The sequence below is a fragment of the Mycobacterium sp. E136 genome (genome assembly GCF_001666865.1).
In the GTDB taxonomy this organism is placed as follows: domain Bacteria; phylum Actinomycetota; class Actinomycetes; order Mycobacteriales; family Mycobacteriaceae; genus Mycobacterium.
Genome location: NZ_LZJE01000161.1, coordinates 13,838 through 34,568 on the forward strand (window position 1 = coordinate 13,838; position 20,731 = coordinate 34,568).

Genomic DNA, 20,731 nt, shown 5'->3' on the forward strand with positions numbered 1-20,731 from the left:
CGCGGCCGGACGGGGTAATCAGAAGCGACATGAACGCTCCGACGGAACTTGGCTTTTCGAGTAACGGTCCTGCCGATGCGCAGACCGTTGCCGAGTTCCGCAATGCGTTCGCACAGTGGCTGAAGTCGAACTTCGCGCTCGACGCCGACCGCCTCAGTGACCTATTGCTCGCGGTGAACGAGGCCCTGACCAATGCCGCCGAGTTCGCTTACGTGGACTCCGAGCAGGCCGGGACGATGTCCGTGACGGCCCGTTATGACGCCCAGGAGCGTCGACTGACCGCGATCGTCACCGACCAGGGCGCCTGGTTGGAGAAAGAGCCGGACGCGGCGAGCACTCGCGGTCGCGGCATCCAGTTGATGCGGGCCCTGTCCGACCGCGCGACTGTCGACGGGTCGGCGTCAGGCACCCGCGTTCAGCTCGAGTTCGACGACTGCCGGCTCGCCTCGGAAGAGCCGTTCGCCACATCCGCCTGACGTGTGTTTGGTCCGCGGTCGACGCGGGTAAAGGCGCTTCGCTGACTTCCATCGCAGAAAGCGAGCGCAGGTATGGGTAATGAACCCCGGGGCGTCGACCGTCCTAAATCCGGTACCTGCGCCAAGCGCGGAACCCGGTAACCGGACGCGGTCGGGTACCGAGAAATGTCCGTCGTCGCGGTCCACCGCCCGCCATCGCAGCCCAGGCGGGTGCTGTCCGTCGTCTCCACCACCTGCGCCGTCGGTGGGCCAGACCACATCGTCGTGTCGGTGACGGGTGAAATCGATGCCGCAAACGTCAAGGACTTCGCGGCGATCGTCCTCGACGCGGTCACCGACGCCGCGCGTGTCACCCTCGACCTGTCCGGTCTGGACTTCTTCGCGATCGACGGGGTGACCGCACTTCACGCGCTCAACGCCCGACTGCTGCGGGCGGGCGTGTCGTGGTGCGTGGTCCCAGGCGTCGCGGCGTCGCGGGTGCTGGCGCTGTGCGACCCCGAGGAGCTGATTCCGATGGTTAATGTGCAGCCGCCGTCGCCGCCGCAAAGGCCGAGGCTGCGTCTGGTGCGGTAGTCGCTCTGCGGTCTGTGTGACGGTCGTGGCGCCTGTGGCCGATTTGCTGTCGTGTCGCCCTGTGATCTACGGCTCACTTTGGGCCCTAAAGCTAAGAATTCGTAATACGTGCCGTCGGCCACATTCTTCGGAACGCCTTGCGGCACCACCGTTTACACAGGTCATTAGCGGTTTATTCGAACTCACCAATAGGTAACAATCGGGTAACGGGCGCTTTTCTAAGCGGTGTCTGAGAGGTTCACAGGGGCGCTCGGTGCCCGCCTATCGCGTCGCCCGGGGATGTCCGAATTCGTCGCTAGACTCGTTGCAGACCGCGCCGAAACGGCGCGATACGACTTGGAATCTAGGGCCGGTACACGCATCCGGCGGAGGTACCGAAAGACAATGGCTGACTTTTTGATGCCCGAACATGGGCCCACCGCGCTGGGTGCCGTCGAGTTGAGTCGAGGGCCGATCGGCGACATCGCCGCGACCGGCGCGGGTACCACGCTGGTCACCCACCCCGGTGACGACAGCGTCGCCGTGCTCAATGCCCGCACCCTGGCGGCGGAGGCGATCGTCGCCGTTCACGGTGAACCGTTCGCGGTCGCGATCCACGACGACCGCGCCTACGTGAGCACCTCCTCGTGGAGCCACAAGGACGAGGTCACCGTGCTGGATACGGCGACCAGGTCGGTGATCGCGTCGTATCCGCTGGCGGACAACGTGACGGCGCTCGCGGTCAGCCCCGACGGTAAGCGGGTCTACGCCGGGCGCACCGGCGACGGGCGCATCGACATCGCGGTGATCGACATCCCCGCCGACCGTGTGGGCGCCATCGACGTCGCGACCGGAGCCGGCATCGGAATCGACGCACTCGCCGTCGACCCGACCGGAACCAAGCTCTACGTCGCCACCACCGATGCGCGTGGCAGCGCGGTCGTCACAGTCGAACTCGAGACCGGGCGCGTCGGCGGCGCGGTGCGGATCGGTTCCCCGATTCGCGATATCGCGCTCGCGGACGACACGGCGTTCGTCCTCAGCTCGGACCGGGCTCGCGGTGGCGTGGTGCACGTGGTGGACCTCACGACAACGGGGCGCATCACCGACATCATCGAGATCGGTGGTGCCCCAACCCAACTTGCGATGGGTGAGGACAAGAGCAGGGCATACATCGTCGACTACGACCATGTCGCGGTGCTGTGCACGCTCACCTTGCAGATCATCGACACGATCACCCTCGAAGCCCGCCCGTCCTGTGTGACGGTCGATTCGCGCGGTGGTCGCCTCTACGTGGCCGACTACGCGGGCGGTGTGACGATGTTCGCCGTCGATGCGACGATGCCGATGCTCTATTCGGAGTTCGTCGCGACCGACCCCATAGCGACGCCCGCGATGCGCGAATTGGAGACGCTCACGGCGTAAGACGTCGCGGCGTCTGGAGTTCGGCTGCCGCGACGGCGAATATCTCGTCGCCCGAGCCGATCGCGACGAAGTGACCGGCGCCCTCGACGGGGTGCCAGACCGCGCCCGGCATCGCATCGGACACCGCCTTGTTGATCGGGTCCGGCACGAGCCGGTCGTCGAGTCCCTGCCACAGATGCACGGGTCGGTCGATCCGCGAGACATCGAAATCCCAACGCCGATAGAGCAGTTCGGCGTCTCGTACCAAGCCGACCGATCCGGGGGCGAAGCATTCGGCCACCGCGTTCATGAAGTCGTCCGCGACCTCGGACCGGCTGAGGATCTCTTGGTCGTACTCGTTGACCGAGCCGCGAAGGGTCTTCAGGAATCCGTTGCGCATGTGCTTGGCGGACAAGCCCAGCGCGGCGTACATGAGCTTGAATCCCGCAGGGAACCGGAGCGCCAACCGACCACCCATGGCGTCGACCTTCGACAGGTACGGTGCTGCCGAGTTGTCGCCGAACGCGCCGTAACTGCCGGGCGCGATGCTGCTGACGTGACGTAACCGCTGCGGATCGATGTAAGCGGCCGCAGCCAGTGCCCACGGGCCACCCTCCGACCATCCGGTCACGCCGAACTCGCGGTGACCGAGTGCATCCGCAACGGCCGTCAGATCCTCCGCCCAGCCGCCGTAGGACCGGGCCTTCTGAACGCTGGAGCGTCCGATGCCCGGGCGGTCGACCCCGACGAGCCGGATGCCGTTGCTCGTCGCGGAATCGGCCAGAAGGCGAACCTCAAGGCGGCTGCTGGGCCCGCCGTGATTGTGGATGACGAGCGGCCCGTTCGGATCACCGACCTCTTCGTAGGCGAGTCGACGGCCGTCGCGCGTCGTCACTTCCGCCGTCACGCCATCCCTCCGGCAAGTGGTGTTGAACCTTTGGCGCCGCTAACCCGTCGTACCCCCTGAAAGGCCGCAGGGGCCTTCACGACACGAAGGGAGCGCGCCATGCGCGCAATACTGTTGACAATGACCGGGCTCGCCGCGGCGGCGTGCGGGGCGATCCTCACGCCCCCCGCGATCGCTTCGGCCGCCGAATCGGCCCAGCTGACCATCGCCACGCTCGAGGCGCAGGGCTTCGATGTCAAGGTCAACAGGATCGGGAGCGCGCCACTCGACGAGTGTGTCGTCACTGATGTGCGAAACGCCCGGGAGCGAACGGAATTGGTGCGGCGCGGCGACGACCTGATCCAAGTGGTCGCCCAGCGCACGATCACGGTCACCGCGGACTGCTCGCGCCGGTGAGGCGAATTCCTAACGACCGCTGCAGTCCAGCGACACCGAGATCGGTTTGCTGATGGTCACCGGGAACAACACCCCGTCCTGGTTGCCGCCCAGAAGCGGCACCAGCTGGGTGAACTGCTGGGGATTGCGCACGCTGGTGACCACGCATTCGGACATCGGGGCGGTGCCGATCTTGTCGATCGTCACGTTGTACCCCTGGTCCTGCAGCTTGGAGATGACCTGTTGCGCCGATTCCTGGTCGTCGGCCGACGCGAGGCCCGCGGGCGCGACGACTGTCGCACCCACGAGGGCTGCGGCTCCGGCGAGGATCCATGTGGTCCGCATGCGGTCCATGATTCCCTATCAGCGCTCGGCGCGCTGGTAAGCGGTCACAACGGCCGCGCCACCGAGCCCGATGTTGTGCTGAAGCGCCGCGGTGACACCCTCGACCTGCCGCTTGTCGGCCGTGCCGCGCAACTGCCACGTCAACTCCGCGCACTGCGCGAGGCCGGTCGCACCGAGCGGATGGCCTTTCGAGATCAGCCCGCCGGAAGGGTTGACGACCCAACGCCCGCCGTACGTGGTGTCGTTGTTGTCGATGAGCTTGGGCGCCTCACCTTCGCCGCACAGGCCGAGGGCCTCATACAGCAGCAACTCGTTGGCAGAGAAGCAGTCGTGCAGTTCGATGACCTGGAAATCGGTGGGGCCGAGCCCGGACTGATCGTAAACACGCTGCGCAGCTTGAACATTCATGTCGTAGCCGATCAGGTTCTTGGCGCTGCCGTCGAAGCTGGACTGGAAATCGGTGGTCATCGCCTGGCCGACGATCTCCACCGCCTGGCCCGCTAGACCGTGCTTGTCGACGAAATCCTCGCTGGCCACGATCGCCGCACCGGAGCCGTCCGAAGTCGGCGAGCACTGGAGCTTGGTCAGCGGGTCGGAGATCATCTTCGCGCCCAGGATGTCGTCGAGGGTGTACTCCTCCTGGAACTGCGCATACGGATTGTTCACCGAATGCTTGTGGTTCTTGAATCCGATTTTCGCGAAATGCTCTGCGGTGCTTCCATACTGGCGCATGTGCTCACGGCCCGCGGCGCCGAACATCCACGGCGCCACGGGGAAACCGAACTCGTCGATCTCGGCCATCGCCGCGACATGCTTGGCCATCGGTGATTCACGATCGTCGTGGCCGCCCTGCAGGGAGCCCGGCTGCATCTTCTCGAAACCGAGCGCGATCACGCAGTCGGCGAGTCCACCGCGAATCGTCTGTGCGGCAAGGAAGAGGGCTGTGGAACCCGTCGAGCAGTTGTTGTTGACGTTGGCGATCGGAATGCCGGTCAAGCCGAGTTCGTAGAGCGCCCGGTTGCCCGAGGTCGAGTCGCCGGCAACGTAACCGACGAATCCCTGCTCGACTTCGGAGTAGTCGATGCCGGCGTCATCGAGCGCCTTGGTGCCCGATTCCTTGGCCATCTGGGGGTAGTCCCAGCCCTCGCGGCGGCCCGGCTTCTCGAACTTCGTCATCCCCACGCCCACGACGAAAACCTTGTTGCTTCTGGCGCTCGACATACCCTCATCCTTTCGCTGCGCTGCGATTGACGACAAACATACAGCGCGCGATGTGTCTAGCGGCCAACGGAAGCTAGCCCCCTCAGGGCCGCTGTCCTCGACCCTGTAGGACTCCGGTGGTCATTGTGACCCGCGCGGGTGGGGTTGTGGTGTAGACCTGCAAGAGTAGAACGTGTTCTAGTTTCTCGGTGAAGGAGTCGGCATGGGCCTGCAGGTGGTGCAGTGGGCGACCGGTGGCGTGGGCGTCGCGGCGATCAAGGGCGTGCTCGAACACCCCGACCTCGAACTGGTCGGATGCTGGGTGCACTCGCCGCAGAAGGCGGGCAAGGACGTCGGCGAGATCATCGGCACCGAGCCGCTGGGCGTGACCGCGACCAACAACGTCGATGACATCTTGGCCCTCGACGCCGACGCCGTGATCTACTCCCCGCTGCTGCCCGATCCCGACGAGGTGGCCGCGTTGCTGCGCTCCGGTAAAAACGTCGTCACACCCGTCGGATGGGTGTATCCCAGCGACCGGCAGGGCGCACCGCTGCGGGAGGCCGCGATCGCGGGAAAGGCCACTCTGCACGGCACCGGCATCGCGCCCGGCGGGATCAGCGAGAAGTTTCCGCTTCTGTTCTCCGCCTTCTCGACGGGTGTGACTTTCGTTCGGGCCGAGGAATTCTCGGATTTGCGCACCTACGAGGCGCCCGACGTCGTGCGCCATGTGATGGGTTTCGGCGAGGTGCCCGACAAAGCGCTCAGCGGTCCGATGCAGAAGCTGCTCGACGGGGGTTTCATCCAGGCGGTCAAGATGATCGTCGACAAGATGGGTTTCCGCGCCGACCCGAAAGTTCGTTCTTCGCAGGAGATCGCGGTCGCGGCGGCACCCATCGAGTCCCCGATCGGCGTCATCGAACCGGGTCAGGTCGCCGGGCGAAAATTCCACTGGGAGGCCCTCGTCGACGAGGAGCCGGTGGTGCGGGTCACCGTGAACTGGTTGATGGGTGAGGAAAACCTCGACCCCGCTTGGACATTCGGCCCGGAAGGTCAGCGGTACGAGATGGAGATCCGCGGCAACCCTGATGTCAACATCGTCGTCAAGGGTTTCCAGTCGGCGGTCGGAGGGGAGGGGCCGGAGTACGGCATCGTGGGCACCGCCGCGCACTGCGTGAACTCGGTGCCTGCCGTGTGCGCCGCCGAACCCGGTATCGCAACGTATCTGGATCTGCCGCTGATCAGCGGCAAGGCCGCCCAGGGACTCGCTTAGCTCCTGGGCCGCGTCGGCGGACGCCCGTCGCCTGGCACACTCACGGGCTGTGACGAGACGCGCACTGGTACTGGCCGGCGGCGGCCTGGCGGGGATCGCATGGGAGACCGGCATCCTGGCGGGTATCGCCGACGAATCACCCGCCACCGCCGAGGCGTTGCTGGCCTCCGATGTCCTTGTCGGTACATCCGCCGGATCCACGGTCGCCGCGCAACTCGTCAGCGGACTCGGGTTGGAGGCGTTGTTCGAGCGGCAGACCGCGGCGACGTCGTCAGAGATCAATCCCGGTGCGGGCATCGAGGGCATCACCGAGATGTTCCTCAAGGCGATGACCACGCCCGGCTCGAAAACCGAGAAACTGCAGCGCATCGGTGCGGTCGCGCTGTCCGCCGACACCGTCACCGAAGAGGTGCGCCGGAGGGTCATCGAGCAGCGGCTGCCGTGGCACGACTGGCCGGACCGCGATCTGCGCATCCCCGCGATCGACGCCGCGACCGGTGAACTGGTGGCCTTCGACCGCTCCTCGGGCGTGTCGCTCGTCGACGCGGTCGCGGCGAGTTGCGCGGTGCCCGGGGTGTGGCCGCCCGTCACGATCGGGTCGCGCCGGTACATGGACGGCGGCGTCGGCAGCACCGTCAACCTGGCGCTCGCCGACGACTGCGATGTTCTGATCGCGTTGATTCCGCAGGGTCTGTCGTCTCCGTCGCCGTTCGGGACCGCGGCCAGGGACGAGGCCACAGCACACGGCGCCTTCGCCGTATTCGCCGACGACGAGTCGCTCGCGGCGTTCGGGGACAACCCGCTCGATCCCGCATGCCGGGCGCCGTCGGCGCACACCGGACGCCGGCAGGGCCGCACAGTCGCAGCCCAGATCGCCGACCACCTCGGCCTCTAATCCCCGGTGGCGGCGCCGTTTTCGGGTGCGGTGTCGAACGCGTCCAGTGCGGCGGCGGTCAACTCGATCCCGATGTCGATCACCTCGGCGGCCCGGTGGAACTCGAGGCTGCGGCAGGCCGAACGCGGCACCTCGATGAGCATGTCGGGCGGGTACCCGGCGAGCTGATGCCGCGCGAGCGCGGCCTGGGCGATGTCGATCGTGCGGTTCATCACCTCGAAGCTGCCGAGTTTGGGCACCACCGCCGACGCCTCCTTGGTGGCGTCGACGAGTTCTTCCTCGCTGTCCCCTTCCGCGGGATCGCCTTCCTGCGCGGTGCCGAAACGATTCAGCACCGCATTGGACTCGAACAGCGACGTGGTGCTGCGCCACACCCGGGTCAGCCATTCGGTGCTCGCGCGCGAGCCGTGCGGGGCCGGCTCGTCGGCGCCGCCGGCCTCGCTGCCTGCCAGGGACACCGCGATGGTGAGGTCGGCGTTGACGGCCGCGATCGGCGCCATCGGAAGCGGTTCGAGGATGCCGCCGTCGGCGAGCAGGCGGCCGTCGAGCACATGCGGCGCGATCACACCCGGTATCGCGATCGACGCCCGGATCGCGGCATCCACCGGGCCGCGCTGCAGCCATACGGACTTGCCGGCGATGAGATCCGTCGAGACCGCGGTGTACGGGATCGGCAGGTCCTCGATGCGAACGTCACCGAGGATGTCGCGGACCGCGTCGAGGATCTTCGTGGCGCGCAGCACGCCCGCCGCGGTGATCGAGGGGTCGAGCAGCCTCAGCACTGCGCCCTGGGTGAGCGACTTGGCCCATTCGGAGAACTCGTCGAGCTTCCCTGCCGCGTGCAGCCCACCGACGAGGGCGCCCATGGACGATCCGGCGACGCCGACGATCTCGTAGCCGCGCTCCTGCAGTTCCTCGATCACCCCGATATGGGCGTAGCCGCGGGCGCCGCCACTACCCAGCGCCAGTGCGACCCGCTTAGCCATGCCGCCATTGTCCCGCGCCCGGACGGGTGCGGGTCAGCCGTTTGTGTCGCAGAGGTGGTCGGCGGCCGCCTGCACGGCGACGATCACCGCGGCCTGACGCGGCGGCGGCAACTGCGACCAGGGGGTGCCGTACGTGCCGGGCCCCGCCGAATCCGTGGATTGGAGCATGCCGAGGTAGGGCTCGATGTGGTCCTTCGGGTCGCCGCCGCGTTCGGCCATGAACTGCCACGCCGCTTCACAGGCCTTGGCGTACTCCTCCTCGGTCGAGTCGGCAGGGGCGCCGACCGCCGTGGTGACGCCGCCAGGGGAGACCGCGACGGATCCCGGTGCCGCCGTGGGTGTTTCCGAATCAGGAGCGGCGGAGGCCGACTCGGCCGGCGACGAGGCCTCCTCGGAGGTGCCTTCGGTGTCCGATGAACATCCCGCGACGACAGCGATCATCGCTGCGGCCGCCGCGACGCCGTGACGCATGCGCATGTCGGTCAATCTAGGCAATGGCCGGCCGGCGGCGAACACCGGCTGGACGGATCGTCGGGGTTGGGCTCACGGTGAATCTATTCTCCGACGCCGGCATCATGCGCCTGGCCTGCGGCGATGCCTCACCCGTCCGGGAGGGACGGCCACGGTCCGGGAAGTGGCGGGTGACCCGTGCCAGACTTGCGACCATGACGACCGGACGCCAGGAGTGTTGTTGGGCTTAGCGCCCCGCCCTGCCCGTTTCCGGTTTCCCTGGAGCTTTGATGGTCTCCCCTGCAGTCCTGCCCCCTGCCGTCCCCGCAGTCTCCGCGCCGACCCAGCTGCGTCTGCCCGATCTTCTGCTCGCCACCGACCGCGGCGCCGACGATGTGCTCAGCGGTCGCTACGACCACCTGCTGCCGGCCGGCGGCCCGCCCCGCGACGAGCGGTGGTTCACGCGCCTTCACGGCGATGACGAGCTCGACATCTGGCTGATCAGCTGGGTGCCCGACCGGTCGACCGAGATGCACGACCATGGCGGCTCACTCGGCGCGCTGACCGTAGTTTCGGGTGCGCTGCGGGAGACCCGTTGGGACGGCGGGGCGTTGCGGCATCGTCGGCTGCGCGCCGGGGATCAGGCCGCCTTCCCGCTGGGATGGGTGCACGACGTGGTGTGGGCGCCCGATCGCGACACGTCGGCCCCCATCACGCCGACGTTGAGCGTGCACGCCTACTCGCCGCCGTTGACCGCGATGTCGTACTACGAGGTCACAGATCGGAATACGTTGCGCCGCAACCGGACCGAGCTGACCGACGCGCCGGAGGGATGATCGTGACGAGTCGTATCGACCGAATCCTGTACGACGCCCGCGCCCGGCTGCGCCGGATGCCGGCATCCGAGGTGCCCGTGGCGTTGGACCGCGGCGCGATCCTGGTCGACATCCGGCCTCAGGCCCAGCGCGCCCGCGAGGGTGAGGTGGATCAAGCGCTGGTGATCGAGCGCAACGTGCTCGAGTGGCGCTGCGATCCGACCAGCGACGCCCGGTTGCCGCAGGCCGTCGACGACGATGTCGAATGGGTGGTGCTGTGCTCGGAGGGATACACCTCGAGCCTAGCCGCGGCGTCGCTGCTCGACCTCGGGCTGCACCGCGCGACCGATGTCGTCGGCGGATACCACGCGTTGAAGACCGTGCTGGCTTAAGCGTTCTCGTCGTTCGACAGCAGCGGTCGGAGGCGCTCGGTCTTCTCCGGAGTCCATCCCGGCGGCTGCAGAATCGCCGCCCACGCGTTGGCCACATCCTTGACGTAGACGTGACCGTGACCGTCGGGCACGTCGACCGCCACCGCCATGTCCGCCGACACCTGGAGGAACGTCACCACCGGGATCCACTGCATCCGCCCGGAGACGTCGTATCCACGCGGCTCCTTGAGCCAATCCGGTTCGGCGAAAAGCAGATCCGGGTTGAACCACGCGATCGGGTCCGAGGCGTGCTGCAGGTACACCACCCGCGGGTTGTCCCACGGTGCGTCGGGGCGGGCCAGATTCTCGGCGCGCGCGGCGAAATGCACATTCTCGCCGTCGTCGTAGATCGGCAGCCACATCGGCGAGCCGGGGTCGCGGTCGCGGGTCAGCTGCGTCCAGATCGTGTTGTTGAACGTCGGACCGCTGAATAGGGCGCCGTCCGTGCGGGCGACGAGATTGTTGAGCGCGAGGAACGGGGCTTCGCCGCCGAACGATCCGAGGCTCTCGCCGAAGACGACCAGGCGCGGTCGTTGTCCTTCCGGCATCTCGCGGATCAGCGCGTCGACGGCCTCGAACAACGCCTGGCCCGCCTGGCGCGCGTTCTCCTTGTCGACGAGGAACGACAACCAGCTCGGCAGGAACGAATACTGCATCGACACGATCGCGGTGTCGCCGTTGTACATGTATTCGAGCGCCGAGGCCTCGGCCTCGTTGATCCACCCGGTGCCGGTGGTGGTGGCCACGGCGACGACGTCACGGTCCAGCCCGCCGGTGCGCTGCAGTTCGCGGGCGGCCAACTCGGCGGTGGCCTTGATGCCGTCCGCGGAATGCAATCCGGCGTAGGCGCGGATGGGCTCGACGGCCGGCCGGCCGTTGAACGCCGTCAACTCCTCGACCGTCGGCCCCGCGGCCACGAACACCCTGCCTTGGTGACCGAGCGACTCCCAGCTGGCCAGTGATCCGGGGCCGCCGGAGCGCAACGGCGAAGTGGGCGCGGGGAAGTCGGGATCGGTTTCGTCGTTGACCGCGGCGAACGTGCGGTTGATGGTGCTCATCGCGAAGCGCACGACGACGCCGTTCAGCAGCGCGATCGTGAGCGCGAGCAGCAGTACCACGACGACTACCGCCGAGACCCTCGGTGGCGCAACGCGTTCGAGCTGGCGTACCAGGAACCGGACGAGCTTGCCGATCAACTGCCCGATCTCGACGAGCACGAACAGCGTCACGATCGACAGCACCGCGGTCAGCGGGTGATCCCAGAAGCCCATGCGCGCTACGCCGTTGAGGTCGCGCACCTCGTCCTGCCAGATGTGGAAGTAAACGATCATCAACACCTGGCCGATGACGCCGATGACCGCCAGCGCGATCCACGCCTGTCGCGGTGCCGGCGGGGTGGCGTCCCTCGACAGCATGTAGCGCACCAGCCACACCACGAACACGCCGAGCATGTATCCGAAAGCGCCTGCGGCGCCGCTGACGAGGCCCTGGAACAAGGGCCCGCGGGGCAGCAGCGACGGCGTCAGCGATAGCCAGATGAAGATCAGCCCGAGCGCGGTGCCCGTGAAGGTGTAGTGCCGCACCCACCACGCGGTGTCTTTCGGCTTGTCGGCCGGTTCTTCCCGCGGCGGTTCGTCGACCGTCGTATCGGTGGTGTCGTCGCGGGTGTCTGTCACCCCCGAAGATTAACGGTGGCGGAAGTTCGGTGGGCGTTTCTCGGTGAACGCGTTCATACCCTCGGTCTGGTCCTCGGTCGCGAACGCCGAGTGGAACAGCCGGCGCTCGTACAGAAGTCCCTCGGCCAGCGTCGATTCGAAGGCGCGGTTGACGGCCTCCTTCGCCATCCGCGAGGCCGACAGCGACATCCCGGCGATGGTCTTGGCGACGGCGTTGGCCTCGTCGAGCAGCGTGTCGGCGGGCACCACCCGCGACACCAGGCCCGCCCGCTCGGCCTCCTCGGCATCCATGTTGCGGCCGGTCAGGATCAGGTCCATCGCCTTGGCCTTACCGATGGCGCGGGTGAGCCGCTGCGAACCGCCCATACCGGGCAGCACGCCGAGTTTGATCTCGGGCTGGCCGAATTTGGCGGTGTCGGCGGCGATCAGCAGATCGCACATCATCGCCAATTCGCATCCGCCGCCGAGCGCGTATCCGGCGACGGCCGCGATCGTCGGGGTGCGGGTGGCCGCGAACTTGCCCCAGGCGGCGAAGAAGTCGCTGGAGAAGACGTCGGCGAACGACAGGCTGGCCATCTCCTTGATGTCCGCGCCGGCGGCGAACGCCTTCTCGTTGCCGGTGATGATGATGGCGCCGATCGCCGGGTCATTGTCCAATTCGGCTGCAGCGGAGGTGACTTCGTGCATCACCTGGCTGTTGAGCGCGTTGAGCGCCTTGGGCCGGTTCAGGGTGATGGTCGCGACGCGGTCGTCGCGCGTGACGAGAATGGTCTCGTAATCGGTCATGAGAACTCCAGTTCGCGATCGGCCGGCGTGAAATACTCCTCGACGTCGGCGGTGGTGACCGCCGCCAGCGAGGCGGGCGACCATTTCGGGTTGCGGTCCTTGTCGACGACCTGGGCGCGGATGCCCTCGACGAAGTCGTGGGAGCGCAGGGCCCCGCACGACGTCCGGTACTCCTGCCGCAGCACGTCTTCGAGTGTGGCGAGTTCGGCGGCGCGGCGCAGGGCTTCCAGCGTGACGGAAACCGAGACGGGGGAGCGGGTCTCGATGAGGTCGGCCGCCTCGGCGGCGGCATCGCCACGGCCGCGCAGGGCAGCGACGATGTCGAGCGCGGATTCGCCCGCGTAACACTCGTCAATCCATTCGCGTTGGCGCACAAGGTTGCTCGGCGGTGGCTCGGTGGCATGGGCGGCGAGTGCGGCGTCGATGCCGTCCGCGACGATCGCGGACTTGAAATCGGCGAGCCTGTCGCGGGGGACGTAATGGTCGGCGAAGCCCATCGCGATGGCGTCGGCGCCGTCGAAGTTCGCGCCCGTGAGCGCGGCGTGATAGCCGAGCCGGCCGGGGGCGCGCGAGAGGATCAGTTGGCCGCCGACGTCGGGAACGAAGCCGATGCCGACCTCGGGCATCGCCATCTTGGTGGTGTCGGTGACCACCCGAACGTTGCCGTGTGCGCTGACCCCGACGCCGCCGCCCATGACGATGCCGTCCATCAGGGCGACATACGGTTTGGCGAACCGGCCGATCTGGGCGTTGAGCAGGTATTCGTCGTACCAGAACTCTCGCGCTTCGCGGCCCTTCTCGGAGCCTTCGGCTCGCGCGCTGTGGTAGAGCGCGACGATGTCGCCGCCCGCGCACAGGCCGCGTTCGCCTGCGCCGTCGACCACGACGGCGGTGACGGCGTCGTCGTCCTCCCAGTCGGTGAGCACGCGCGCCATGGTCGCGACCATGGAGTGGTTCAGCGAGTTGATGGCCTTGGGCCGGTTGAGGGTGATCAGGCCGACGCCACGGTCAACTGTTACTAGGACATCCTCGTTTTCGCCCACGGGTATGCAATGTAGAACGTCGCCCGACCTGCGATTGCTTTGGGTAGGGTTTCCTGGGAACAAGCTGGGAAAGTTCGACGGCGTTGCCGGGAACCGAACCAGGGACACGGATCGTTGACGGTGTGTTCGCCGATTGACGATCGACTTCACACGAGAGGAACCGACGGTGCGGGAATCCAGCAACCCCGTATTTCGCACCCTGCCAAGGACGCAGGGCGGATATGCGCAATTCGGTACCGGGGCCGCCGGCTACGGTACGCAGGCGGTACACGCCGACCCCTATGTGTCGCAGTACCCGGAGCAGCGGCAGGCGGGTGTTGCGCGGCCGCTGACCATCGATGACGTCGTCACCAAGACGGGTGTCACGCTCGCCGTGCTGTCGGCCGTCGCGGTCGTCTCCTACTTCCTGGTCGCGCAGAACATCGGCCTCGCCATGCCGTTCACCTTGGTGGGCGCGCTCGGCGGCTTGGTCTTGGTGCTGATCGCGACGTTCGGCCGAAAGCAGGACAACCCGGGCATCGTGTTGAGCTACGCGGCGCTCGAGGGCCTTTTCCTCGGCGCGTTCTCGTTCGTGGTGGCCAACCTGATGGTGTCTGGCGTCAGCGCCGGAGCGCTGATCAGCCAGGCCGTTCTGGGCACCATCGGCGTGTTCGCCGGCATGCTCGTGGTCTACAAGACCGGGGCGATCCGCGTGACGCCGAAGTTCACCCGCTTCATCGTGGCCAGTCTGTTCGGCGTCGTCGTGTTGATGCTGGGCAACCTGGTGCTCGCGATGTTCGGTGTCGGTGGCGGTGAGGGCCTCGGCCTGCGCAGCGGCGGCCCGCTCGCGATCGTCTTCTCGCTGGTCTGCATCGGCCTGGCGGCGTTCAGCTTCCTGATCGACTTCGACGCGGCCGACCAGATGATCCGCGCCGGTGCGCCGGAGAAGGCGGCGTGGGGCATCGCGCTCGGCTTGACCGTGACGCTGGTCTGGCTGTACATCGAGATCCTGCGCTTGCTGGCGTACTTCAACAGCGACTAGCAGACTCACGAAAAGGCCCGGCACGAAACGTGCCGGGCCTTTTTCGTGCGTCGACTCTGCGTCCATGGCGCGATGTATCCACAATTTCGCGCCATGAACGCAAAGTGAATGCCAATTGGTCGGTTGCGATCAGCACGCTGGCGGCATGGGGGAAGCAGGCCTGCGCTCCAACGATCGCCGTTCGTCGGCACGGAAGCGCTCGCACAGGGTGCGCTGAACCGGTATCAGCTGCGCCGGTACTACCGGCCGCTGATGCCGAATGTCTACCTGGACCGAGAATTCGAGCCGACCCTACGGCAGCGCACCGTTGCCGCTTGGCTGTGGTCACACCGCGAAGCGGTTATTGCCGGGGCGGCGGCATCGGCGATGCTGGGCGCGAAGTGGATCGACGACGACGTGCCTGTCGAGTTGATCTGGCGTAACGCGCGTTCTCCGAGCGGTGTAGTGACTCGCCACGACCTGTTGCTGTCCAACGAGTTCGAGCGAGTCGATGGTATCCCCGTCACCACTGCGGAGCGCACAGCATTCGACCTGGGCCGCCGTTTTTCGCTGGGTAGTGCGGTCGCTCGCCTCGATGCACTCGCCGCTGCCACCAGGTTCAAGACGTCCGCGGTCGAAGAGCTCGCCCGAGCGCACCGGCACACCCGTGGCCTGCGTCGTCTCGAGAGGGCACTTGCACTGATGGACGCCGGAGCGGAATCTCCGAAGGAAACATGGTTGCGGCTGTTGGTAATTCGTGACGGCTACCCCCGACCGCGTACCCAAATACCCGTCGCTGGGCCGGATGGATGGCCGATGTTCTACCTCGACATGGGGTGGGAGGATCTCCGTCTCGCGCTCGAGTACGACGGTGGTCAGCACTGGAACGGTCCGATCCGTGTCGCCTACGACCTCAAACGCGCCGAATACATACAGGATTCGGGCTGGAGCGTGATACGCGTGACGAAGGGGCACCATCCGGTCGACGTACTGGCGCGGTTGCGGAGGGCCTGGAACAGAGCGACTGTACGGTCAGCTACGCGTTGACTCTGCGTCCACGGCGCGATTTTCGCACGGATAACGCCGTGAGCGCAGAGTCAACGCGAAGAGCTAGGAGAGCCGCTCGAGCACCATCGCCATGCCCTGGCCGCCGCCGACGCACATCGTCTCCAGGCCGAACGTCTTGTCGTAGGTCGTCAGGTTGTTGAGCAACGTGGCAGTGATGCGCGCGCCGGTCATGCCGAACGGATGGCCCAGCGCGATCGCGCCGCCCGAGACGTTGAGCTTGTCCTCGTCCATGCCGAGTTCGCGCGCCGAGCCGAGTACCTGGACGGCGAACGCCTCGTTGATCTCGTAGAGGTCGATATCGCCGATCGACATCCCTGCGTTCGCGAGCGCCTTCTTCGTCGCTTCGATCGGGCCCAGTCCCATGATCTCCGGCGACAACCCGCTCACACCCGTCGAGACCACACGCGCCAGCGGCGTGAGACCGAGCTCGCGAGCCTTGGTGTCGGACATGATCACCACCGCCGCGGCGCCATCGTTCAACGGGCACGCGTTGCCGGCGGTGATGGTGCCGTTCGGACGGAACACCGGCTTGAGCTGGCTGATCTTCTCGTAGGTGGTGCCCGCGCGCGGACCGTCGTCCTTGGACACCACAGTGCCGTCGGGCAGCGTCACCGGGACGATCTCACGCTCGAAGAAGCCGTTCTTGATGGCCTCCTCGGCGCGGTTCTGCGACCGGACCCCCCAGTGGTCCTGGTCCTCGCGGCTGATGCCGGTGTGCAGCGCGACGTTCTCCGCGGTCTGGCCCATCGCGATGTACACGTCGGGCAGCACGCCGTCCTCGCGCGGGTCATGCCACTCCTCGGCGCCCGCGGCCGCCTGGTCCGAGCGGGCCATGGCGTCGGCGAACAACGGGTTCTTGCTGTCCGGCCAACCGTCGGCCGTGCCCTTCGGGAAACGCGAAACCGTCTCCACGCCAGCCGAAATGAACGCATGTCCCTCGCCGGCCTTGATCGCGTGGAACGCCATCCGGGTGGTCTGCAGCGACGACGAGCAGTAGCGGTTCACCGTCGTCCCGGGCAAGAAGTCGTAACCGAGCTGGACGGCGACCGCCCTGCCGATGTTGAACCCGGCCTCGCCCGCGGGCTGCCCGCAGCCCATGATCAGGTCGTCGATCTCGCGCGGATCCAGCGCGGGCACCTTGTCCAGCACCGCGCGCACCATCTGCGCGGCCAGGTCGTCGGGCCGGATGTCGACAAGTGAACCCTTCGCGGCGCGGCCGATCGGCGACCGCGCGGTCGCGACAATGACGGCTTCAGGCATGGTGTCTCCTCGCATCGGTGGCTATGAGGAGAACCTAGCCCGCGGACGCCACGATGGGTGCGGGGACCCCAGTCGAGCGCCGCCACAGCCTGCTCAGCCCGCCAACCCGGGCCGGCAGCGCGAAGCCCTCGCCCGAGCGCGTCCGCCACGGCAACTCCGGCGCCACACCACCGAGCCAGTCGCTCAAGGCATTACACAGCGCGGGCAGCAGTTGCTGCGCGGCGAGCGCATATCCCGCACCGGACGGATGGAACATGTCCGGCGAGAACAGCACGTCGGGGGTGGACCGGAAGTGCGGTGCCAGCAGATCGGCCAGGGGCACGGGAACACCGCCCTCGGCCCGGACAGCGGCAGTCTGGGCGCGGGCCAGTCGCAGGCCGCGGCTGCGGGCGATCGCGCGCAGCGGTTGCGGTATCGCGGTGATCACACCGAAGTCGGGGCACGTCCCGACGACCACGACGGCGCCGGCGGCGCGTAACCGCCGCACCGCCTTTCCCAGGCGATGCGCGGACTGGCGGATGCCGTTGGGTCGGGTGATGTCGTTGGCGCCGATCATGATTACCGCGGCGTCAGGCGGCGGTCCGGCGACGAACATCGCGTCTATCTGGCTGGGCAGCCCCTTCGACGTCGCCCCGACGATCGCCTTGGTGCTCAGCCGAATCCGTTTCCCGGAGACCTCGGCCAGCCCTCGGGCGAGCAGAACCCCTGGTACCTCTTCTGCGGTGGTGGCGCCGTAACCGGTTGCGGTGGAGTCGCCGAACACCATCAGATGCAGGTCGAACGGCACATCACGATGCCACCGCTCGACCGAACCGCCGCCGGGGGAGTACACGCCGTCGGCCCGCGGCGGAATGTCCCACGCCTGTGGGATGGCGCGTCGCGCCTGATCGGCCTGACCCATCAGCAGGTTGCGCGCACCGATATAAGCGGAGCCGAGCGTGGCCGCGGCCGCGAACGCGAGGGTGGTCGTCCGGCGCGGTGTGCCCACGCAGGCAAGTTTAGGTGGGTTTCCTCGGGCTATCCGCGTGGCGAGAAGCGGTAGGGGGTCACATTGCGGTATCAACTCCGGTATCGAATATGACTCGCTCATTGTTGGAATGAACGTATGGTGTCAAGCTAAGGCGCGAGTCACGTCCAGAAAATTAGGCGTACTCAGCACTACCGGCTTCAAACGTCGGAGGGGGTGGTTGTCATGACCGCACCGAGCCAGATCGGCCCTATTGGCCGACCCACCGTATCGCCTTTTCACGCGCGTAAGCCACGCAGGTTCCCAGTCAGCGACGGGGCGCCGGTAGAGATTGTCGAAGAGGGGCCGAGCCTTGGCGGCCGCCTGGTATCCCTGGCGGCCCTGCTAACTGTGAAACCCACGTTAGCTATCGGTAGTTATGCGCCGCGGCTGCCGTGGCCCTGGGGCCTGGTCGACTTCGTCTCGCGTATCGCACGGCCAGCACCCGGCACCGTGCGCGCAACGATTGGTTTGCCGAACTGCACCGCGCAACTTGTCCGGGCGCCCGGTGTGCTGCCCGCTGACGGCAAACGCGGCGTCATCCTCTACATGCACGGCGGGGCCTTCCTGACCTGCGGCGTCAACTCGCATGGCCGACTGGTCCAGGCGCTGTCGGGCTACGCGGATTGCCCGGTGCTGGTAGTCAACTACCGGATGATCCCGAAGCACTCCGTCGGCATGGCTGTCGACGACTGCTACGACGCCTACCAGTGGCTGCGTGAGCAGGGTTACGAGGCCGGGCAGGTCGTGCTTGCCGGCGACTCGGCGGGCGGCTATCTGGCCCTCGCGCTGGCCGAACGCCTGCAGAGGGAAGGCTTCGAGGGCGAGGTGCCCGCCGCGATGGTGACGATGTCGCCGCTGTTCGAGATCGACAATGAGGCCCGCGCCAACCACCCGAACATCCGCAGCGACGCGATGTTCCCGCCGCGAGCGTTCTACGCGTTGGTCGACCTGATCGAAGAGGCCGCAAAGCGGAGCAGCAAGGACGGCGCGGCCGAAGAGGTCTACGAGCCGCTCGACCACATCGAGCCTGGGCTGCCACGCACACTGATCCACGTTTCCGGATCCGAGGTGCTGGTCAGCGACGCCCGCAAGGCCGCCCGGCGGCTGGCCGCCGCGGGCGTACCGGTCGAGGTCCGCGTCTGGCCAGGGCAGATGCATGTGTTCCAGATTGCGGCGCCGATCGTGCCGGAGGCCAAACGCTCACTGCGTCAGATCGGCGACTATATCCGAGAGGTCACCTGGTAACCCAGCTGGTGACGGGGAAAGCCGCCTGACACGATGGAGTCATGCGCATCGCCCGGCACGTCAGTGAGCTCATCGGCAACACCCCCCTGGTACAGCTGAACTCCGTTGTCCGCCAGGGAGCGGGCACGGTCGCGGCAAAGATCGAGTACCTCAACCCCGGCGGCAGCTCCAAGGACCGCATCGCGATCAAGATGATCGATGCCGCGGAGGCCAGCGGTGAGCTGAAGCCCGGCGGCACGATCGTCGAACCGACGTCGGGGAACACCGGCGTGGGGCTGGCCTTGATTGCCCAGCAGCGCGGTTACAAATGCATCTTCGTGTGCCCCGACAAGGTCGGCGAGGACAAGCGCAACGTGTTGCGGGCCTACGGTGCCGACGTGGTCGTGTGCCCGACCGCGGTGCCACCGGACCATCCGGACAGCTACTACAGCGTCTCGGACCGGCTGGTGGGCGAAATCGACGGGGCGTGGAAACCCGACCAGTACTCCAACCCGATGGGTCCCGAGTCGCACTACGAGACGACCGGCCCGGAGATCTGGGCCGACACCGACGGCAAGGTCACGCATTTCGTGGCGGGCGTCGGCACCGGCGGCACCATCACCGGCGCCGGGCGCTACCTGAAGGAGGTTTCCGGCGGCAAGGTGCGTGTGATAGGCGCCGATCCGGAGGGTTCGGTGTACTCCGGCGGGACTGGACGGCCGTATCTGGTGGAGGGAGTCGGCGAGGACTTCTGGCCCAAGGCCTACGACCCCGCGGTGCCCGACGAGATCATCGCGGTCTCGGACGCCGATTCGTTTGAGATGACGCGCCGGCTGGCCCGCGAGGAGGCGCTGCTCGTCGGCGGGTCGTGTGGTATGGCGGTCGTCGCCGCCAACAAGGTGGCCGAGCGGGCCGGCCCGGACGCGCTCGTGGTCGTTCTTCTGCCCGACGGCGGAAGAGGTTACCTCGCAAAGATTTTCGACGATGACTGGATGTCATCCTACGGATTCCTGCGCAGTCGGCTGGATGGTTCGGTGGAGGAGTCGACGGTCGGCGACGTGCTGCGCGGAAAGTCGGGGGCGTTGCCCGACCTGGTCCATACGCACCCGTCGGAAACGGTGCGCGACGCAATCGGAATCCTTCGCGAATACGGCGTCTCGCAGATGCCCGTCGTCGGTGCCGAACCACCGGTGATGGCGGGAGAGGTCGCGGGCAGCGTGTCCGAGCGCGAACTGCTTTCGGCCGTGTTCGAGGGCCGGGCCAAGCTCGCTGACGCGGTGGCCGACCACATGAGTCCGCCGCTACCGCTGATCGGGGCGGGCGAAACCGTCAGCGCCGCGGCGAAAGAGCTTCGCGAGTGCGACGCCGTGATGGTCGTCGAGGAAGGCAAGCCGGTAGGCGTGCTGACCCGTCACGACCTGCTCGGTTTCCTGTCGGACGGCAGTAAGCGCCGGGTTCGCTAGCACTCGCTTCGGACGTCCGCATTCCGCGCAGAAATCCCTGCGCAAGGGCGCTTCTCCGGTAATGTAAGCACGCTTGATCCCAGCTAAGAAGCA

At 67.1% G+C, this 20,731-nt stretch carries 22 protein-coding genes; 12 read left to right on the forward strand and 10 right to left on the reverse strand.

Features of this window, described 5'->3' with window-relative positions; all coding sequences use genetic code 11:
- Positions 1-29 precede the first annotated feature (29 nt).
- From A5698_RS10625 to A5698_RS10635, 3 genes are all read left to right on the forward strand, one after another.
- Positions 30-476 (forward strand): ATP-binding protein, encoded by a 447-nt coding sequence (locus A5698_RS10625; protein ID WP_068296176.1) that lies wholly within the window; start codon positions 30-32, stop codon positions 474-476.
- A gap of 165 nt (positions 477-641) precedes the next feature.
- The gene (locus A5698_RS10630; RefSeq protein WP_068296180.1) at positions 642-1,049 is read left to right on the forward strand and encodes an STAS domain-containing protein; all 408 of its coding nucleotides are present in this window, start codon (positions 642-644) and stop codon (positions 1,047-1,049) included.
- 384 nt (positions 1,050-1,433) lie between these two features.
- Complete coding sequence (locus A5698_RS10635; RefSeq protein ID WP_084792382.1) at positions 1,434-2,453, forward strand: MmpL3/TtfA transport complex stabilizer; 1,020 nt, start codon at positions 1,434-1,436, stop codon at positions 2,451-2,453.
- Here A5698_RS10635 and A5698_RS10640 read toward each other — a convergent pair.
- On the reverse strand, positions 2,443-3,339 hold the full coding sequence (locus tag A5698_RS10640) for an alpha/beta fold hydrolase (protein WP_068296182.1): 897 nt from the start codon (positions 3,337-3,339) through the stop codon (positions 2,443-2,445). The genes A5698_RS10635 and A5698_RS10640 overlap by 11 nt on opposite strands.
- 99 nt (positions 3,340-3,438) lie before the next feature.
- Between A5698_RS10640 and A5698_RS10645 the strand changes: the two genes are divergently transcribed.
- Positions 3,439-3,735: a hypothetical protein gene (locus A5698_RS10645; protein WP_068296185.1), complete on the forward strand. Its 297-nt coding sequence runs from the start codon at positions 3,439-3,441 to the stop codon at positions 3,733-3,735.
- A gap of 9 nt (positions 3,736-3,744) precedes the next feature.
- On the opposite strand, the gene A5698_RS10650 is transcribed toward A5698_RS10645, so the two are convergent.
- Both A5698_RS10650 and A5698_RS10655 read right to left on the reverse strand, forming a co-directional pair.
- Positions 3,745-4,059 (reverse strand): hypothetical protein, encoded by a 315-nt coding sequence (locus A5698_RS10650; protein ID WP_068296286.1) that lies wholly within the window; start codon positions 4,057-4,059, stop codon positions 3,745-3,747.
- Between the two features lie 18 nt (positions 4,060-4,077).
- On the reverse strand, positions 4,078-5,280 hold the full coding sequence (locus A5698_RS10655; RefSeq protein WP_068296189.1) for a lipid-transfer protein: 1,203 nt from the start codon (positions 5,278-5,280) through the stop codon (positions 4,078-4,080).
- Positions 5,281-5,482: 202 nt separating this feature from the next.
- Here A5698_RS10655 and A5698_RS10660 point away from each other — a divergent pair, with 202 nt between their 5' ends.
- Complete coding sequence (locus A5698_RS10660) at positions 5,483-6,532, forward strand: NAD(P)H-dependent amine dehydrogenase family protein (RefSeq protein WP_068296192.1); 1,050 nt, start codon at positions 5,483-5,485, stop codon at positions 6,530-6,532.
- Between the two features lie 49 nt (positions 6,533-6,581).
- Positions 6,582-7,427, forward strand: a complete 846-nt coding sequence (locus A5698_RS10665; RefSeq protein ID WP_156670695.1) for a patatin-like phospholipase family protein — start codon at positions 6,582-6,584, stop codon at positions 7,425-7,427.
- Here A5698_RS10665 and A5698_RS10670 read toward each other — a convergent pair.
- Both A5698_RS10670 and lpqV read right to left on the reverse strand, forming a co-directional pair.
- The gene (locus A5698_RS10670) at positions 7,424-8,413 is read right to left on the reverse strand and encodes a patatin-like phospholipase family protein (protein ID WP_068296197.1); all 990 of its coding nucleotides are present in this window, start codon (positions 8,411-8,413) and stop codon (positions 7,424-7,426) included. The two genes, A5698_RS10665 and A5698_RS10670, sit on opposite strands and share 4 nt — an antisense overlap.
- 33 nt (positions 8,414-8,446) lie before the next feature.
- Positions 8,447-8,890 (reverse strand): lipoprotein LpqV, encoded by a 444-nt coding sequence (gene lpqV, locus A5698_RS10675; protein WP_068296200.1) that lies wholly within the window; start codon positions 8,888-8,890, stop codon positions 8,447-8,449.
- Between the two features lie 263 nt (positions 8,891-9,153).
- On the opposite strand from lpqV, the gene A5698_RS10680 reads away from it, so the two are divergent.
- Positions 9,154-9,699: a cysteine dioxygenase gene (locus tag A5698_RS10680; RefSeq protein ID WP_068296202.1), complete on the forward strand. Its 546-nt coding sequence runs from the start codon at positions 9,154-9,156 to the stop codon at positions 9,697-9,699.
- Positions 9,696-10,070, forward strand: coding sequence for a rhodanese-like domain-containing protein (locus tag A5698_RS10685; RefSeq protein ID WP_068296205.1), 375 nt, complete (start codon positions 9,696-9,698; stop codon positions 10,068-10,070). Before A5698_RS10680 ends, A5698_RS10685 begins: the two co-directional genes overlap by 4 nt.
- On the opposite strand, the gene A5698_RS10690 is transcribed toward A5698_RS10685, so the two are convergent.
- From A5698_RS10690 to A5698_RS10700, 3 genes are read right to left on the reverse strand one after another with little or no spacing between them, the layout of a single operon-like run.
- Positions 10,067-11,785: an alpha/beta hydrolase gene (locus tag A5698_RS10690; RefSeq protein WP_068296208.1), complete on the reverse strand. Its 1,719-nt coding sequence runs from the start codon at positions 11,783-11,785 to the stop codon at positions 10,067-10,069. The two genes, A5698_RS10685 and A5698_RS10690, sit on opposite strands and share 4 nt — an antisense overlap.
- A gap of 9 nt (positions 11,786-11,794) precedes the next feature.
- Positions 11,795-12,571, reverse strand: coding sequence for an enoyl-CoA hydratase (locus tag A5698_RS10695; RefSeq protein WP_067089186.1), 777 nt, complete (start codon positions 12,569-12,571; stop codon positions 11,795-11,797).
- Entirely contained in the window at positions 12,568-13,614 is a 1,047-nt protein-coding gene (locus A5698_RS10700; RefSeq protein WP_068296210.1) for an enoyl-CoA hydratase/isomerase family protein, read from the reverse strand. The genes A5698_RS10695 and A5698_RS10700 overlap by 4 nt, the downstream gene beginning before the upstream one ends.
- A 166-nt stretch (positions 13,615-13,780) precedes the next feature.
- Between A5698_RS10700 and A5698_RS10705 the strand changes: the two genes are divergently transcribed.
- Positions 13,781-14,635, forward strand: coding sequence for a Bax inhibitor-1/YccA family protein (locus tag A5698_RS10705; protein WP_068296289.1), 855 nt, complete (start codon positions 13,781-13,783; stop codon positions 14,633-14,635).
- Between the two features lie 123 nt (positions 14,636-14,758).
- On the forward strand, positions 14,759-15,661 hold the full coding sequence (locus A5698_RS10710) for a type IV toxin-antitoxin system AbiEi family antitoxin (protein ID WP_068296213.1): 903 nt from the start codon (positions 14,759-14,761) through the stop codon (positions 15,659-15,661).
- A gap of 63 nt (positions 15,662-15,724) precedes the next feature.
- On the opposite strand, the gene A5698_RS10715 is transcribed toward A5698_RS10710, so the two are convergent.
- Both A5698_RS10715 and A5698_RS10720 read right to left on the reverse strand, forming a co-directional pair.
- On the reverse strand, positions 15,725-16,942 hold the full coding sequence (locus A5698_RS10715) for an acetyl-CoA C-acetyltransferase (RefSeq protein WP_067089178.1): 1,218 nt from the start codon (positions 16,940-16,942) through the stop codon (positions 15,725-15,727).
- A 34-nt stretch (positions 16,943-16,976) separates the two neighbouring features.
- Positions 16,977-17,930 (reverse strand): SGNH/GDSL hydrolase family protein, encoded by a 954-nt coding sequence (locus tag A5698_RS10720; protein ID WP_068296216.1) that lies wholly within the window; start codon positions 17,928-17,930, stop codon positions 16,977-16,979.
- Positions 17,931-18,134: 204 nt separating this feature from the next.
- On the opposite strand from A5698_RS10720, the gene A5698_RS10725 reads away from it, so the two are divergent.
- Both A5698_RS10725 and A5698_RS10730 read left to right on the forward strand, forming a co-directional pair.
- Positions 18,135-19,196 (forward strand): alpha/beta hydrolase fold domain-containing protein, encoded by a 1,062-nt coding sequence (locus A5698_RS10725; protein WP_068296220.1) that lies wholly within the window; start codon positions 18,135-18,137, stop codon positions 19,194-19,196.
- A gap of 41 nt (positions 19,197-19,237) precedes the next feature.
- Complete coding sequence (locus A5698_RS10730) at positions 19,238-20,638, forward strand: cystathionine beta-synthase (protein WP_068296223.1); 1,401 nt, start codon at positions 19,238-19,240, stop codon at positions 20,636-20,638.
- Positions 20,639-20,731: the final 93 nt, after the last annotated feature.